The organism is uncultured Hyphomicrobium sp. (assembly GCF_902826555.1).
Taxonomy (GTDB): Bacteria; Pseudomonadota; Alphaproteobacteria; order Rhizobiales; family Hyphomicrobiaceae; genus Hyphomicrobium_C.
This window is the reverse complement of sequence record NZ_CADEFI010000014.1, coordinates 35688-52696: the sequence shown is the minus strand read 5'-3', so window position 1 is coordinate 52696 and position 17009 is coordinate 35688. Positions and strand designations below refer to the sequence as shown.

Annotated in this window: 13 protein-coding genes and 1 tRNA gene; 11 read left to right on the top strand and 3 right to left on the bottom strand. The window is 65.0% G+C overall.

Annotation, left to right across the window (positions count from 1 at the left end; all coding sequences use genetic code 11):
- Positions 1–9: 9 nt before the first annotated feature.
- Complete coding sequence (locus tag QZV93_RS08310; RefSeq protein WP_295557530.1) at positions 10–1158, bottom strand: helix-turn-helix transcriptional regulator; 1149 nt, start codon at positions 1156–1158, stop codon at positions 10–12.
- A 382-nt stretch (positions 1159–1540) separates the two neighbouring features.
- Here QZV93_RS08310 and QZV93_RS08305 point away from each other — a divergent pair, with 382 nt between their 5' ends.
- Entirely contained in the window at positions 1541–7087 is a 5547-nt protein-coding gene (locus QZV93_RS08305) for a hypothetical protein (protein WP_295557529.1), read from the top strand.
- Positions 7088–7193: 106 nt separating this feature from the next.
- A complete protein-coding gene (locus QZV93_RS08300) occupies positions 7194–7832 on the top strand; it encodes a peptidoglycan-binding domain-containing protein (RefSeq protein ID WP_295557528.1) in 639 nt (212 codons plus the stop codon).
- 153 nt (positions 7833–7985) lie between these two features.
- Here the strand turns inward: QZV93_RS08300 and QZV93_RS08295 are convergent.
- Both QZV93_RS08295 and QZV93_RS08290 read right to left on the bottom strand, forming a co-directional pair.
- Positions 7986–8061 (bottom strand) — tRNA-Ala (locus tag QZV93_RS08295).
- Positions 8062–8204: 143 nt separating this feature from the next.
- Positions 8205–8588 (bottom strand): TIGR02300 family protein, encoded by a 384-nt coding sequence (locus tag QZV93_RS08290; RefSeq protein ID WP_295557526.1) that lies wholly within the window; start codon positions 8586–8588, stop codon positions 8205–8207.
- 212 nt (positions 8589–8800) lie between these two features.
- On the opposite strand from QZV93_RS08290, the gene aroA reads away from it, so the two are divergent.
- From aroA to trpB, 9 genes are all read left to right on the top strand, one after another.
- Positions 8801–10138: a 3-phosphoshikimate 1-carboxyvinyltransferase gene (gene aroA / locus QZV93_RS08285; RefSeq protein ID WP_295557580.1), complete on the top strand. Its 1338-nt coding sequence runs from the start codon at positions 8801–8803 to the stop codon at positions 10136–10138.
- Entirely contained in the window at positions 10135–10536 is a 402-nt protein-coding gene (locus QZV93_RS08280; RefSeq protein ID WP_295557525.1) for a hypothetical protein, read from the top strand. Before aroA ends, QZV93_RS08280 begins: the two co-directional genes overlap by 4 nt.
- Positions 10533–11168, top strand: coding sequence for a (d)CMP kinase (cmk, locus tag QZV93_RS08275; RefSeq protein ID WP_295557523.1), 636 nt, complete (start codon positions 10533–10535; stop codon positions 11166–11168). Before QZV93_RS08280 ends, cmk begins: the two co-directional genes overlap by 4 nt.
- Positions 11169–11377: 209 nt before the next feature.
- Entirely contained in the window at positions 11378–13099 is a 1722-nt protein-coding gene (gene rpsA / locus QZV93_RS08270) for a 30S ribosomal protein S1 (protein ID WP_295557521.1), read from the top strand.
- Positions 13100–13241: 142 nt separating this feature from the next.
- Positions 13242–14213, top strand: a complete 972-nt coding sequence (gene sppA, locus QZV93_RS08265; protein WP_295557519.1) for a signal peptide peptidase SppA — start codon at positions 13242–13244, stop codon at positions 14211–14213.
- Between the two features lie 31 nt (positions 14214–14244).
- Positions 14245–14529 (top strand): integration host factor subunit beta, encoded by a 285-nt coding sequence (gene ihfB / locus QZV93_RS08260; protein WP_295557518.1) that lies wholly within the window; start codon positions 14245–14247, stop codon positions 14527–14529.
- 48 nt (positions 14530–14577) lie between these two features.
- A complete protein-coding gene (locus tag QZV93_RS08255) occupies positions 14578–14940 on the top strand; it encodes a hypothetical protein (protein WP_295557516.1) in 363 nt (120 codons plus the stop codon).
- Positions 14941–15035: 95 nt separating this feature from the next.
- Positions 15036–15716 carry a phosphoribosylanthranilate isomerase gene (locus tag QZV93_RS08250; protein ID WP_295557514.1) on the top strand — a complete coding sequence of 227 codons (681 nt, stop codon included), beginning with the start codon at positions 15036–15038 and terminating at the stop codon, positions 15714–15716.
- 43 nt (positions 15717–15759) lie between these two features.
- A partial coding sequence (trpB, locus tag QZV93_RS08245; protein ID WP_295557513.1) for a tryptophan synthase subunit beta occupies positions 15760–17009 on the top strand: 1250 nt, incomplete at its 3' end.

Below are 17009 nucleotides of genomic sequence, written 5' to 3'. Positions count from 1 at the left end.
GGCGGGCTGCTACGTCGAAGCCGGCGCAAGGGCCGACATCGCGAGCTGGATCAGGTCAACCGTGCGCTCGGTATGCGTCTTGTCCAGTAGGCGCGCCACATGCGTTTTGACCGTCGCCACGGAAATCCCGAGCTCGGTCGCGACCTCACGGGCCGTCTTGCCCTGCACGATCAGCAGCAGCACCCGGCATTCGGCGTGGCTGATGCCGTAGCGGCGCACAAAAAGCTCGCCCGGAACCGGCGACGTGTTTCCGAGCTCGCGCAGGAAGACCGCAACCTGGGCCGTGTAAGCCGCGCCGAGATCCCGGCGCAGGCCTCCGTCGAGCGGCAGCACCCAGGCGGCGATGTCCTTTCCGTCGTCGCTCTGCAAGGGGACACCGATGCCGACGCGTGGAATATCGACGGTCGTGCCGCTGGCTGCGCTCGCGATTGCGTTCTCAAGATCGGCGGCCGATCGCGGGTTGCGCGCTGCCAGCATACCGGCGTCGCGATGGAATGCCGCGCTGGTCTCGATCAAGGACTTGCCGGCAAGATTGGTGTGCACGATGCGGCCGGCCTTATCGGTCAGCACGATGCCAACCGTGAGCATCTGCAGCGTGTCGGAGAGCATGTCGCGCTCCAGCGCGCGCGATTTCAGGAGATCGCCGATGTGCACCGCGCGGCGAATGTGCGGGGCGAGCCGGCTCATGATGGACAGGGCGGGCTCGTCGAACGGTTCGCGGTCTACGGTCCGCTGGACTGAGATGGAGCCGAACTGGCTGACGGATTTGGCGAGCAAGCTCACGGCTGAGTCACGGTAACCGTGCTTTCCCATGGTCTTTTCCCACCACGGCGTACGCTTCAGCTCCTCCTCGTCAAGAACCTGCAGGACGGAGAAGGCCTCGTCGACGCCGTAGTACCACACCGAGGGCAACAGCGGATTGGTGGTGTAGTTGGCGCGCATCGACTCCTCGAAATCGGCATCGATGTTCCAGCGGGCCCGCATCTCGAAACCAGGATTGGAAATGCTGTTCAGCGTGAGGGCGACGTTTTTGGCATCCATGAGGCCTGCGACGCGCTCAAGCGTTTGCGGCCACAATGCCGGATCAATCGCGCAATCGTAGATCTGACCCACCAATCCGAGCAGATCCGGCTGCTTTTCTTCGCGCCCCTCAATCACTTGCAAATTCTCCAATCGATCAATTCTCTTCGACGGCAGAAGAAAAGAAACGCTATCAAGTCATAGCAGCGCGCGAGCCTCACATAAGAGGCGCTCGTGCTTTCAAACCTTCGAGGGTGGCGCAAAGACCACAGCGCACGACCGGAACGGGCGTGAGTTGAGCTCCTGTTCAGATCGCGCTCGAATTTCATTGCCCACTTTGGCGGGGAACGCTGGCGACGCTTTCCAGATAGACAATCGCGCCAAATGGGCTTTCAATTCTCCCATCATGTTTCAATCATCCTTTGTAATGATGACTGGCCGAAGCGCCCGATGCTAACGTCTATCTTCCTGATGAAGTTCACTCTTTTTAGGTCCGTTTATATTTTTTTGCGGTGCGCATATGCGGATTCCGTTCGGAGCCAAGTCACGTAAGTTTCTGTTTTTATTTCTGATAGGGTTCTCGGTCTTTCCCCTTGCCGTTGCGCAATCCGAGCCGCCCGCAGCGACGACGGACGCGGCGGCGCAGGCCGGCATTTCACCCGGCGATGGGGCGCTTTCCGGATTTTCCGGCGTCGAGCTTTCGGGCGGAAGTGTTGCTCGCGGTGTGAACCCGATCGACAAAACCGTGATTTCGATCGCGAACCCCTCGTTGAAAATTCTCGATCTTTCGCACATCGAAGGCGAGCCGGTCGGTCAACTGCTGCCACCGAAAATCAAGTTCTCCGTCGCTGCCAAGGACATCGGCCAAGTGTTCGGTCTGGCCTTCGATGAAGGCGCCGCCGACAGTCCTCCAGACGTCTTCGCCGCGTCGACCTCGGCGTATGGCCTTTACATCGTCGCCGACAAACCCGGGCCGGACGGCAAGCCCGTGCGCCTCAAGGCGGGTGCCCCGGGCGCGAAATTCATGGACGGCCAGTTCGGGCCGGGCGCAACTCCCGGCGCCATCTGGAAGATCGATGGCGCAACAGGTGCCGTCAGCCTGTTTGCGGAGACCGTCGAGGGAAGCAGCGGCAACAGCGGCGCCGCGCTCGGCGACATTGCCGTCGACCCCGCGAGCGGCAGCTTGTTCGCTTCGGATCTCGATACGGGTCTCATTCATCGTTTTCCGCTGGAAGCCGGCGGGAAAAGCGGCGCGACGTTCGACCATGGTGCGGCAGGGCGCGTGGCGGCGGGCCTTGCTGCCGTGGCCGACGACAAAAAGCGGCTCGACGTCACGAGCCCGGCTTTCAAGCCTAACGATCCGAAGACGTGGGGCATCACTCCCTCCGAGCGGCGCATCGACGGCCTGGCCGTGCGCGACGGACGGCTCTACTACGCGGTGGCGGCGGGTCCGGAGATCTGGTCGGTGGGCATCGGCGCGGATGGCGTCTTCGGCTCGGACGCACGCCGCGAAATCTCTGTCAAAAGCGAGCGTCCGGCCGTCGTATCCGACATCGTCTTCGATGCCGATGGGCGGATGACGGTTGCGCTGCGCGGCGAGACCAAGAGCCCTTACGACTATCGCAAGCTGATCGAGCCCGAAACGGGCGCGGTGCTGCGCTATCTTCCGGATGCGGCGGGCGGCGCAACGCGTTGGAAGGCCGAGCCGGAGATCTATGGTATCGGCTCGGCAAACGGAAAAAGCAGTGCCTCGGGCGGTGTCACGCTCGGATACCCGTACGAAAGCAACGGCACCATAAAACTCGCGGCCTGCTCGGGGAGCGTCGCGGCGACGGGTGACGCGCTGCCTGCGGACGACGATGTCGTCAATGGCGCGCAAATCATGAGCGCCGATCTCGTGCGGCCTGCCGATGCGCCGGCCAAAAGCGTGTTCGTCGATTTCGACCCGATGCAGAACAGCAAGGAGCTGACCGGGCATATCGGCGATATCGAGATCTTCCAACGCTGCGGGGGCGCGGAGGCACCCGCGGCGGCCGTCGCCGAAGGTGGTGCGGGCGGCGGTTTCGGCGGCGGGTCCCCAGGCGAGAGCGGTTTCTTCGACGAACAGCAGGTCGAAGAGGGCTTAGCGGCGGGCGAGGACGCCCCGGTCGAGGAAGGCGTCGATCCCAACGCGCCCAACGTCGCCGTCAAGAAGGAGCGGCAATGCTCGGTCTCCGGCGCTACCGGCCAGTGCACGTTCACGATCTCGCTCATCAACGATCGCGCGGTGCCGTTCAACATGATCGGCGCGACCATCACCGACGCATTCTCCGGCGCCACGCCGACGACGAACCTGCCCGCGAACGGAGGTGCGCAGGCGACCGCGAACGGCTTCACCGTGCCGATTAACCGGTCGGCGATCATCCAGCCCGGCGCCACGATCCCGAGCCGCGCGGTGACGATGAGCTTCGCCGTGCCGCCGGGTGGCGTGACGGTGGAGAACTGCGCGTCGGTCTCGTTCGCCGATCCGGCCGTGCCGCTGCCGGCGGCTGCGCCGACAGCGCCGCAGAACACCGCGCCGGTTCCGGGCACCTCGGTCAAATCGGATACGCGGAAATGCGCGGAACCGGACCCCAATACCGGGCTCAAGGACTGCACGATCGACGTTACGGTGCGGAACGACAACGACGCCAATACCAATACGGGCGTCCGTCTCACTGTTACCTCGCCAGCCAAGGTCGACAGCGCTTCGGCGGGTAGCGGCACCAATACGACGGTGGTCGGCGAGAACCGCGTCTTCATCAATGGCGGGGGCATCAATGGCAAAACCGAGAGTACCGTGCCTGTCCGCCTGACGCTTCCCAGGGACGCGGACATCAACGCGGTGAAAATCGACACCGCCATTCCGACCGACGCCGAAGCCCTGGCCGTCATTCCGAAATCCGAGGACGACGAAAAGCTCATTGCCGCAGCCGGCGCGCCAGCCGCTCAAAATCAAGGCGGCGCCACCCAGACAGCCAGCGCCGATTCCGATCCGAGCGACAACCAATCGTGCGTGACCTTCGACACCAACAAGCCCGACGACCCGGGCACACCCACGAACACACCAACCTTGCCACAAACACCAAATCCGGCGCCTGCCACGCCGGGCGCAAACCCTAGCGCCGGCGGCGGCACACCGCCCCCCGTTCAGCCGGTCGAGCTTGCCAAGAGAGCGGTCGGGGCGTGTTCCCCCGATGGGGACTGCGAGTTCGAAATAGCGGTCACGAACACGACGGGAAAGGACATGAAGGGCCCGATCGCACTGGACGAGATGGTGGCCGGCTTGGGTCCGAGCGGTACGCCCCAACCCACTCTCGCAGGGCCGGTCAACGCCCCGTGGACCTGCACGCCAGGCGAGAAGACGATGGCTTGCTCGCATCCCGGGCCTCTTCGCGCGGGACAGACAGAGATCCTGCGAGCAAAGTTCAAGGTTCCGCCATCGGACCAGGGCACCGGCGTTGCCAACTGCGTCAATCTCTCCGGCATCCCCGAAGGGATTACGCCCGAGGTCGCCAATCAAGTGCGGCCAACCGCGAGCTCGAAAGACGGCGTGGCGGTTTTCGCCAAGCCGCGCAGCGACACCTGCTCGCCGAGCGGCGAGTGCGTTTGGGATATTACCGTCACGAACACGACAAATGCACCGATGTCCGGTCCGCTGGAGTTTGAGAATAGCGTTGATGGCTTCGACGGCACGACTGCCAATGTCGGCCCGGATTCGCGTGTCATCGCGAGCAAGGCTGTCTCCGGCGAGGGGCTTGTTTGCAACAAGCCACTGGAGCCGAGCGTCTGCAATGTGCCGAACGTCACGATAGAGCCCGGCCAGTCCCTGAATTTCAGCATCGCTACGACGCCGTCCCTCCCGGGCGACAAGGCCGCTACCACACTGATGCAATCCATCCGGGCAAGGATCGGCGACACGCAAGGAGCCAGGCTATCCGGCACTTTCGACACCGTGGTTGCGCTCGATCCTCCAGTCCCTTCACCCGATGGCACGGCACCGACAGGACCGGGCGCCAAAGACATCTTGGCCCTTCCTCAGCGTAAATGCACATTGGCACGAGTGCCGGCTCCGCCGAAGCTCGTCATCGACAAGAGCGGCCCGGAGCACTGTCCGGTGCACGGGATCTGCAAGTTCAAGATCGATATCACGAACCAGGGAGAGGCGGCGTTCCAGGGAACCGTTTCGATCACCGATTTTCTCCCTGGTCAGGCGGTCAGCACGCCGAGCGGCGTCATCAGTGCGGAAGCCGAGTCGATGCATCTTTCCGCGGACAGCACGGGGGGAAATTGGGGCTGCAGGTCAGCTCCTTCGCAAAAGAACCTCCTCGAGTGCGACCTGAAGAATGCCTTCATCCCGGCGGGCCAATCGGTGTCGCTCGTCGTCGACGTGACGGCGGGCGACACATGGAAGAACGCGCAAACCAACGAGCTCGAGAACTGCGCGAACCTTTCGGCCGAAGGCACCGCGCCTCCTTCGCGGCACTCCGGTAAAGACTGCGCGACGGCGCGGCTCGATCCGTTCGACGTGCAGGTCGCGAAGACCGGCGGGCAGTCGTGCCAGCCGGGCAAGGAGTGCAAGTTCAATCTCGACATCTTCAATCCGGGCAACATCCCGCATGACGATCCGGTCATCGTCACCGACAAGATGAGCGGGCTCGGCACGGCGCAGATCGTGTCGCTGACCAAGGTCGGCAATGCGGATGACTTCCCGTGCACTCCGCCGCCGACGCAAGCGCCTTTCACATGCACCGGGCACATGCGTCTCGAGGTCGGCGAGCACAACAACTACGAGGTCGTGATCCGCATCCCGGACGACGCGCCGACGACGGGCGCTTTCACCAACTGCGCGAGCGTGGGGCCGAAGGGGGGAACTCAACCGGAGGCCGTGAGCGCCGACAAGGGTGCGACGCCCGCCGGAGGCTCCTGCCACACGACGACGCTCGAGCCGGCTGCGCCGGAGACCTGTCCCGAAGGCTGGACGGGCATCCATCCCAACTGCGTCCCACCGGAGCAAATGACCGGCGGGCCCAGCATGACGGAGCAGCCGGATCCGCTCACCGGCGGCACGAATGACACCGCGTCGACGCTCAGCTGCCCGGACGGCTGGACCGGCACTCACCCTGACTGCATCCCGCCGCCGACCGGCGGGCCGAGCATGGCGGCGCAGCCGGATCAACTCACCGGCGGAATGAACGGGACGGTGCAAGACGACCAGTGCTTCGGCGGCATGATCCTGGTCGCTTCCAGCAACGAATGCCGGTGTCCGGCGCCGACCGTGCTCTCGTCCGCGACAGGGACCTGCGTCGATCCGCCGACGCGGGACGAGGATGAGGAGGCACTGACAGGCGGCATGAACATGACCGCCCAGGATCCCGAGACTACGGCTACGCCGGTCCGCGTCCCTGACGTCCGTCCCTGTCCGGGTGACCTCGTCGGCACGCGACCCTACTGCCGCTGTCCGGACGGAACGCGCCGCATCAGCAAGACGCAATGCGGGCCCGTGGTCATCATCAAGGATCCGCCGCGCTACCCGTGCCCCGGCAATCAGCTCGGCACGCGGCCGAACTGCTATTGCCCCGCCGGTCTGAAGATGACGAAAACGGCGTGCGTCAGAACACAATCGCCACCGCCGACACCGAAGCCCCCCGTGAGATGCCGCGGAAATCAGATCGGGCAACCGCCGGCCTGCTTCTGCCCGCCAGGGACGAAGGAGATCCGCCCCAACTATTGCGCCAGGGTCAAGGAGCCGAAGCCGCCGAAGGTGGCCAAGTGCAAGGGCAAGCAGATCGGCACGCCACCGAATTGCTACTGCGCAAATGGCGGCAGCGGATCCAATTGCGTGAAGGCGGTGAAGCCTCCACCGCCGAAACCGGTCGCGCCGCCGCCGAAGCCGGCCCCACCGCCTTGCCCTGCCGGATTGGTCGGAACACCGCCGAATTGCCACAAGCCTGTCAAGGCGGTGGGAAAGAAGAAAAAGGATCCCGACAAGCGGATCAACTACGGGTCGTCGTCAAACGACAAGCCCGTGTTCCAAGAGCCGGAATAGCTGAGTTTCGCCAAAATGCGGAAGCCGAAGAATGCGGAGAAATGACATGATTGCCTCAGAAACCTACCGGCCTCGGTGCCGATCGGCGATGACGTGCGCGATGGTCATGGCCTTCTGTGTGTCGCTACTTGCCTGGCCGGTCTCGGAGGCGCAGGCGCAGCGGCGCGGCGTCGGCATCGGGCTTGGGGTGGCCGGCGGGCTCAGCGTTCTGAACGAACTTTCGAAAGTCGGAACGACGAAGAAGGGCAAATCCAGCAAGTCTTCCGCCTCAGGCAAGAGCAGCAAGAAGAAAACTTACGGCTCCAAGAGCAAGGGGAGCGGCAGCTCGACGGCCAAGAAGGACGACGACGACAGCGGCACAACCGGCAAAGCCGATGAGAGCGCCGAGGAGAGCGCGAGCACGACCGCGACGGGATCCGTCGACGCGGCTCGACAGCCCACACCTGCTGCGGTGCAGTCGGCACCTAGCGGAACCGCGGCACTCGCGGCAACCGGAGTCGCGGCGACGGCGGCCAGTGACGCGAAAACCATCTCGTCAAAGTCCGAGATCAAGTCGGCGCAAGAACACCTGAAGTACATGGGCTACGACGTGCCGGAGCTCAACGGGACGCTCGACCTCAAGACCAAGATCGCCGTGATGCAGTTCCAGGATTCAATCGGGGCGGAGTCGACCGGCAATTTGACCGTCAAGCAGCTGCAAACGCTGTTCGTGAAAGTGGCCGAGAAAACCGCCAAAGCGAAATAGCCGCATCACGCGCCTTCAACACCGCACGGCGGCGCGTCAACGCATCCGGATGGACCTGTTGCCGTTTGCCGGCGAACGAGACGAAGCGAGCGGCGCCGACTCCCCTTGCCGGGGTGTGGGCCTAAGCCATTGATGCTTAAAACGAAGTGGAAATGGTGGAGCCAAGCGGGATCGAACCGCTGACCTCTTGCATGCCATGCAAGCGCTCTCCCAGCTGAGCTATGGCCCCTGATCTTGGGATGTCTGCGGGGCTCGCGAGCCCCGCAGGAAGACCGGCTCATTAGGCCGATCGGTTCAAAACTTCAAGCGCGAAGTTGGCTCCCGCGCACGGAAATCCCGGACAGCGGCGCAACATCACCGCCCACCGGCGCGTCAGCGCTCCTCGTCGCCTTCGGCGACAGGGCCGCCAATGATGTTCGAAACGTCGCCGCCCTCCTCTTCCTCCTCCTCGAGGAAGGTCTCGTCCTCGTCGGCGGCGATGGCTTCGCCATCCTCCTCGATCTCGGGCAGCGCCTCGTCGGTCTCGGCCTCGGCCGTGGCTTCGACCGGCGCTTTCTCGACGTATTCCGCCTTGCGGCCGCGGCGGCCGGATTTCTCCTCGCCCGACGCCGCCAACGCGAGCGGGGATGAGGCCAGCTCGTAGATCGAGCCGCAGATCGGGCATGTGATCGGGTTACGATTGAGATCGTAGAACCGAGCGCCGCATTCGCTGCTCTGGCAGGTGCGCTTCGTCCCGCGCGCTTGCTTGGTCGCCATGGCTATTGCTCACAGTAAAAATTGGGATAGCGGGGTCTGCCACAGCCCATGTCGGCTGTCAAAACGAAATCCGCAAGTGGCTTCAGAAACTCGTGATCCCAACGTTGACAGCTTCCCTCTCCGGCGGCTCTATGCGCTCGACTTTCCCGAAATCAGCGGGAGCCGGCGCCGTCTTTCCGGCCGCCTGCCCGCAACTCAGGCCCTCAGCCCCCGTGTCCCACGCCGATCCCACGCCGCTCACCTCAGTGTCCTCCGGGCCCTTGCGCGGGCTGCTTCGTGTGCCGGGCGACAAATCCATCTCGCACCGCGCCCTCATGCTCGGCGCCCTGGCAACGGGCAAAACCCGCATCCGGGGGCTGCTCGAGGCCGAGGACGTGATCAACACCGCCCGGGCGGTCACGGCTCTGGGCGCGCCGGCCTCGAAATCCGGTGACGTCTGGGAGGTGCTGGGGCGCGGCACGGGGGGCCTCGCCCAGCCCAAGGGGCCGATCGACTTCGGAAACTCCGGGACCGGAACCCGGCTGATGATGGGCGTCATCGCTCCACACGACATCTCGGTCAGCATGGTCGGCGATGCGTCGCTGTCGAAGCGGCCCATGGGGCGCGTGCTCAATCCCTTGCGTTCAATGGGCGTCGATGTGGACGGTAACGGGGACCGACTGCCGCTCACCATCCGCGGCACCTCGCGGCTGGTGCCGATCGCCTACGAGCTACCGGTGCCGTCGGCGCAGATCAAAAGCGCAATCCTGCTCGCGGGGCTCGGCACCGCGGGGGAAACGACGGTCATCGAGCGGGAGGCGACACGCGACCACACGGAGCGCATGCTGCGGCATTTCGGGGCGAGCGTGTCGACGGTCTCGGACGCTGGCACGACGCGGATCACGGTCAAGGGCGGGGCGGAACTCGCGGGGCAGGACGTGACCGTGCCGGGAGACCCGTCGTCGGCTGCCTTCCTAATCGCGGCGGCTCTGATCGTGCCGGGCTCGGACGTGACGATCGAGGGCGTGCTGGTGAACCCGACGCGCACGGGGCTCTACACGACGCTGGTCGAAATGGGCGGGGACGTCACCTTCCTCAATCCGCGCGAGGAGGGCGGCGAGCCGGTCGCCGATATCCGGGCGCGCTTTTCCAGGCTCAAGGGCGTTTCGGTGCCGGCGGAGCGGGCGCCGTCGATGATCGACGAGTATCCGATGCTGGCGGTAACGGCGGCGTTCGCGCAGGGCCCGACGCGCATGGACGGTCTCGGCGAACTCAAGGTCAAGGAGAGCGACCGCCTGGCGGCAACGGCGGCTGGGCTAGCGGCCAACGGCGTCCGGGCCGAGGTTTCCGGCGACACGCTGACCGTTCACGGTGCAGGGCGGGCGCCGGGCGGCGGACGGGTCGCCACGCATCTCGATCATCGCATGGCGATGAGCTTCCTGGTCATGGGGCTCGCGAGCGAGGCGCCCGTCACCGTGGACGATACGGCCATGATCGCCACCAGCTTCCCGGAGTTCCGCTCGCTGATGGCGCAGATCGGGGCGCGGTTTGCGCCCGTGGAGGCACCGTGAGCCCTTTGATCTACCTAAAGCTCCACTTTCTTCTGATTTTGGCGCACCCATTTTGGCTTGGCGCCGCCCTCGTCCTCAGCGTCGGCGCCATTCTTCTCGGCGTGCAACTCGCAAAGCGCTTCGCGGCGGATGGACCACTTGGCCGGACACTGGTCGCCAATGCGCTGGCGTGGATGCCTGTCATCTTCGTGCTCGGGGGCGTCAGCATTCCGAGGGAGATGTGGGCACACAGCGAGCAGCCCGCGCCGTACATGATCTCGCTGGTCGTGATCGCTGCAATGTGGCTTGGCGCTGTGCTGACGACCCTGATCGCGTTTGGACTTTCGCTCACACTCGCCGGCGCCTTCGGGAGATGGGCGCGCCTCGATCCCAACGCAATGCGGGTGACGTCGCCATGATCATCGCCATCGACGGGCCGGCCGCATCGGGCAAGGGCACTCTGGCCAAACGGCTGGCGGAGCATCTCGGCTTTCACTGCCTCGACACGGGGCTTCTCTACCGGGCCGTGGCCCGGGACGTGGCGCGGCGGGGCTTCCGGCTGGACGATCTCTGGGCGGCGGTGGCCACAGCCCGCAGCCTCGACCCTGCAGAGCTGGAAGACGCCGATCTGCGGGGCACCGCGGCAGGCGATGCGGCCTCGATCGTGGCCCGCATTGCGGAGGTGCGGGCGGCGCTGCTCGCCTATCAACGGGATTTCTCCCGCCAAGAGCCCGGGTCCGTGCTCGACGGGCGCGATATCGGCACCGTGGTCTGCCCCGACGCGGACGTTAAGATTTTCGTGACCGCATCCCCCGAAGTTCGGGCAAAACGCCGTTTTGCCGAGTTCGAGGCCCGTGGAATGGGCGTTGCCTACGAGACGGTGCTGGCGGACATCATCGCCCGGGACGCGCGCGACGCCGGGCGGCCCAACGCCCCCATGGCGGTCGCCCCGGATGCCTTGTTGCTTGACACCACCAACTTGAGTATAGAAGCGGCATTCGACGCCGCCGTCGGATTGATCAAGAGGAAGATCGGCCACCCGGGACGCTGAAACAGCGTCTCAATTTCAAGTGGCGGGCAGAAGCCCATCACGGCGGCGCCGAGACAAGATCCACACGAACGAGCCGGTTTGGAACCGTCCGAGTGTGCGCCGTTGCGCATTCGGGAGGACCAGCGGCACATCCCTATCCGCGCTGCACGGAGCTCATGCGAGCGGCCGTGCGGCATGTCATTCATTCCAACACACTTCCAGGAGTTCGAATGTCCGCTGAGATCAGCAAAGATTACACCCCGTCGCGCGACGAGTTCGCAGCGATGCTCACCGAAAGCCTCGCCAAGGACGACGTCTTCGAAGGCAGCGTCGTCAAGGGCAAGGTGGTCGGCATCGAGAAGGACCTCGCCGTCATCGACGTCGGCCTCAAGATGGAAGGCCGCGTGCCGCTCAAGGAGTTCGGCCTGGCCGGCCAGCCCAGCACGATCAAAGTCGGCGACACCGTCGAAGTCTATCTGGAGCGCATCGAGAACGCGCTCGGTGAGGCCGTTCTCTCACGCGACAAGGCGCGCCGCGAGGAGAGCTGGACCCGCCTCGAGAAGCTTTCCGAGAAGGGCGAGAAGGTGACGGGCGTCATCTTCAACAAGGTCAAGGGCGGCTTCACGGTCGATCTCGACGGCGCCGTGGCGTTCCTGCCGGGCTCGCAGGTCGACATCCGCCCGGTGCGCGACATCGGCCCGCTGATGCACCAGCCGATGCAGTTCCAGATCCTCAAGATGGACCGCCGCCGCGGCAACATCGTCGTCTCGCGCCGCTCGGTGCTCGAAGAGACGCGTGCCGAGCAGCGTGCCGACATCGTCGCCCGCCTCGCAGAGGGCCAGATCATCGACGGCCTCGTGAAGAACATCACGGACTACGGCGCGTTCATCGATCTCGGCGGCATCGACGGCCTCCTGCACGTCACCGACATGGCCTGGCGCCGCGTCAATCATCCGTCCGAGATCCTGAACGTCGGCGACACGGTGAAGGTGCAGATCATCCGCATCAATCCGGAGACGCAGCGCATCAGCCTCGGCATGAAGCAGCTGCAGTCCGATCCGTGGTCGGCCATCGAGGCCAAGTATCCGATCGGCGCCCGCTTCACCGGCACGGTGACGAACATCGCCGATTACGGCGCATTCGTCGAGCTCGAGCCGGGCGTCGAGGGCCTGATCCACGTCTCGGAGATGAGCTGGACCAAGAAGAACGTTCACCCGGGCAAGATCGTCTCGACCAGCCAGCAGGTCGAGGTACAGATCCTCGAGGTCGACCCCGCCAAGCGGCGCATCTCGCTCGGCCTCAAGCAGACCCAGGACAATCCGTGGGATGCGTTCCTGACCCAGCATCCGAAGGGCTCCGTGGTCGAAGGCCCGATCCGCAACATCACCGAGTTCGGGCTGTTCATCGGCCTCGATGGCGGCGTGGACGGCATGGTGCATCTCTCGGACCTCGACTGGCAGAAGCCGGGCGACGAGGTGATCAAGGACTTCAAGAAGGGCGACACCGTCAAAGCGGTGGTGCTCGACGTCGACAGCTCGAAGGAGCGCATCTCGCTCGGCATCAAGCAACTCGGCGGCGATCCGGCGGACGCTCTCGGCAAGTACAAGAAGGGCGACCAGGTGACCTGCGAGGTCATTGCCGTGCAGGAGAACGGTATCGAGGTGAAGATCGCCGACAGCGACATCACCACGTTCATCAAGCGTTCGGATCTGTCGCGTGACCGTTCGGAGCAGCGCTCCGAGCGCTTCTCCGTCGGCCAGAAGGTCGATGCGGCTGTCATCGCGGCGGACAAGGCGGCTCGCCGCATCTCGGTCTCCATCAAGGCGCTCGAGATCGCGGAGGAGAAGCAGGCCGTCGCTCAGTACGGCTCGTCGGACTCGGGCGCATCGCTCGGCGACATCTTCAAGGCCGCCATCAAGAAGCGCGACGCCGATCAGGGCGACGAGGAGTAAGCGTCACACGCTTACCCAGGGTTGATCCGACAATGCGCGGGGCGAAAAGTCCCGCGCATTTTCTTTTGCCTGCTCTGCCCATTGCGCGGGGGCCGCCAGTTTCCTATTTTGCGCGCAAGGGTTTATCCCAGGAGTATCCCCCATGTCGCTTGAGACCGAAGCCGTTCTCGACCGCCGCCGCATGCGCCGGCGCCTCACCTTCTGGCGCAGTGCGGCGGTGCTCTTCGTCGGCCTTCTGCTCGGCGCTTTGATGTTCAACGGCGACGACCTCTCGACGCTCGCCGGCACCAAGCAGATCGCGCGCGTCTCCATCGAGGGGACCATCACCGATGACCGTGATCAGCTCGCCATGCTGAAGAAGATCCGCGACGCGAGCCACGTGGAAGCCTTGCTCGTGTTCGTCAACAGCCCGGGCGGAACGACGACCGGCGGAGAGAGCCTTTACCTGGCGCTGCGCGATGTGGCCGAGAAGAAGCCCGTGGTGGCGCAGTTCGGCACGGTGGCGGCGTCGGCCGGGTACATCGTCGGACTCGGCACCGATCACATCGTGGCGCGCGGCAACAGCATTACCGGCTCGGTCGGCGTGCTTGCACAGTGGCCCGAAGTCTCCGAGATGCTCGGCAAGCTCGGGGTGAAGTTCAACGAGGTGAAGAGCGGCGACCTCAAGGCGGCGCCCAATCCGTTCGAGCCGGCGACGCCCGAGGCCCGCCAGGTCATGCAGGACACCATCGACGACGGGTTCCGCTGGTTCCTGTCCCTGGTCGAGACGCGGCGCGGGATCGTGGCCCGGGACGTGGACGGGCTGGTCCAGGGGCGCATTTACTCTGGCCGGCAGGCGCTCTCGCACAAGCTCGTCGACGAGATCGGCGGGGAGGCGGAGGCCGTGCGGTGGCTCGAAACCAGCCGCAATGTGCCGAAAGACCTCAAGGTGGTGGATTGGAAGCCTACGACCGAAAGCGCGTGGGGCTCGGTTACGGGGAGCGCCTCCCAAGCGGCCGGGGCGGTCCTCGCGGCGACGCTGGGGGGGCTTCTCAATATCGTAAACCTTCCCGCAAACGTCGGCAGACTCGGCCTTGACGGACTCGTATCCGTTTGGCAACCTGCGGAAAACTAAAGATAATAATTCCGTCCGGGAGGCCAGTGCTTTGATCAAATCAGAACTTATTCAGAAAATTGCAGCCTCGAACCCGCATCTCTATCATCGGGATGTCGAGCGTATCGTCAATGTTGTGTTCGACGAGATCGTGGATGCTCTCGCGCAGGGAGACCGCGTCGAGTTGCGTGGCTTCGGTGCGTTCACAGTGAAGCATCGCGCCGCGCGGCAGGGCCGCAACCCGCGCACGGGCACTCCGGTGCCGGTGGCAGAAAAGTTCGTGCCCTTCTTCAAGACGGGCAAGGAACTCAGGGACCGGCTCAACACGAACGACTAGTTCAGCGGAGCGCGCAAGCGTCCGCGATGCGGATCAAGAGGAGCGAGCGTGCTCAAAAGAATTCTCTGGCTGTTGACGGCGTTTCCTGCGGCGGCGCTTCTCATCACGCTGGCCGTCGCGAACCGTCATTCGGTTCGGCTCGTGCTCGATCCCTTCCGGCCCGAGGCCCCGGTGATCTCGCTGGTGCTGCCGTTCTACGGCTTCCTGTTCGGGGCGTTGCTCATCGGCGTGCTGCTCGGCGGCGCGGCGACGTGGCTTTCGCAAGGGCGATGGCGGCGTACAGCGCGCGTGCGCACAGGCGAAGCGAAACGGTGGCAGACGGAAGCGGACCGCCTCATGCGGGAGCGCGACGCAGAAGTTTCAACCCGGACCAAGGCGCTTGCTGCCCCCGAGAAGCGCAACGCGGCATAAGATATTCGTTCCTCCGTTCACTCCATTGCCACGCTCGCAGGTTGCCGATGCGGGCCGTGCGCATTGCTAGCTCGACTCGAGTTGATCAAATTTCCATGTCGACACGCGTGAAAATCTGCGGGTTGCGGACCGAGGCGGCGCTCGATGCAGCGCTCGATGCCGGGGCCGACCTCGTCGGTTTCGTTCTCTATCCCAGGAGTCCGCGCAACGTGAGCCTCGCGGAGGCGGCCACGCTCGCGCAGCACGCGCGCACGCGCGGGGGCGCGACGACGGTGACGCTGCTCGTGGATCCGGACGATGCCCTTGTCGATCGCGTCGCCAGCGAGGTGGCGCCGGATTTCATCCAGCTGCACGGCCACGAGACACCGGAGCGTGTCGCCGAAATCCGGTCCCGGAGCGGACTTCCCATCCTCAAGGCGGTTCCCGTCGCAACGGCGGAGGAGGTGCGGGACGCCCTCCGATACCTGGCGCCGGGCCGGGCGAGCCTCCTCTTGTTCGACGCCAAGCCGCCCGCCGACCCCGGTGCGCTGCCCGGGGGAAATGGCCTCGCCTTCGACTGGCGCATCCTGGATGCGGTGCGTCCCGCCGCCGGGCGCGACCCGGCGCCCTTCGCGCTCGCAGGCGGCCTCACACCCGAAAACGTCGCTCAAGCCATCGCGCTCACGGGAGCCTCCATCGTCGACGTCTCTTCGGGCGTCGAAAGCCGGCCGGGCGAGAAGGATCCCGAGCGCATCCGCCGCTTCCTAAACGCCGCAAAGGCCGCTAAGGAGGCATGAAAATCCGCGGCCCGAAAGGGCCGCATCGCAAAGGAACAGGCTTATGGCCTCGAAGAAGCAAAAGTCAGGCGAAGCCAAGCTCAACACGCTGCAAGCCGGTCCCGACGAGCGGGGACACTTCGGCCTCTACGGCGGGCGGTTCGTTGCCGAAACGCTGATGCCGCTGATCCTCGATCTGGAGACGGCCTATAACGCCGCCAAGGACGATCCGGCGTTCCAGGCCGAGCTGACCGACCTCATGCTCCACTACGGCGGAAGGCCGAGCCCGCTTTACTACGCCGAGCGGCTGACGACGCATTTCCGCGAGGTGGCGAAGGCCCAGGGCGGCAAGGGCGGCGCCAAAATCTACTTCAAGCGCGACGAGCTCAACCACACGGGCAGCCATAAGATCAACAACTGCCTGGGCCAGATCCAGCTGGCGCGGCGCATGAAGAAGACGCGCATCATCGCCGAGACCGGCGCCGGGCAGCATGGCGTTGCCGTGGCGACGGTGTGCGCGCGTTTCGGCCTTCCGTGCGAGATCTACATGGGTGCGACCGACGTGGCGCGGCAGTCGCCGAACGTGGCGCGCATGCATATGCTCGGCGCCAAGGTCAATCCCGTCACGGCCGGCGCCGGCACACTCAAGGACGCAATGAACGAAGCCTTGCGCGATTGGGTGACCAACGTGCGCGACACCTACTACCTCATCGGCACGGCGGCCGGCCCACATCCCTATCCGGCCATGGTGCGCGATTTCCAGTCGATCATCGGCACGGAGACGCGCGAGCAGATGATGGAGCGTGAGGGGCGGCTGCCGGACACGCTCGTTGCCTGCATCGGCGGCGGCTCGAACGCCATCGGACTTTTCCATCCGTTCCTCGACGACGAGGGCGTAACGATCTACGGCGTCGAAGCGGGAGGACACGGTCTCGAGGTTGAGAACGGACATGCAGCGTCGATGAACGGCGGGCGGCCGGGCGTGCTGCACGGCAACCGCACGTACCTGCTGCAGGACGCCGAGGGACAGATCCTCGAAGGGCATTCGATTTCGGCCGGTCTGGATTATCCGGGCGTGGGGCCCGAGCACTCCTGGCTCAAGGACACGGGGCGCGTGCAGTACGTCTCGATCACCGACAAGGAAGCGCTTACCGCGTTCCAGCTCTCGGCCAAGCTCGAAGGCATCATCCCGGCGCTCGAGCCTTCGCACGCGCTCGGGTGGGTCACCAAACTCGCGCCGACGCTGCCCCAGGACAACCTGCTCGTCATGAACATGTGCGGACGCGGCGACAAGGACGTGTTCGCGGTTGCCGG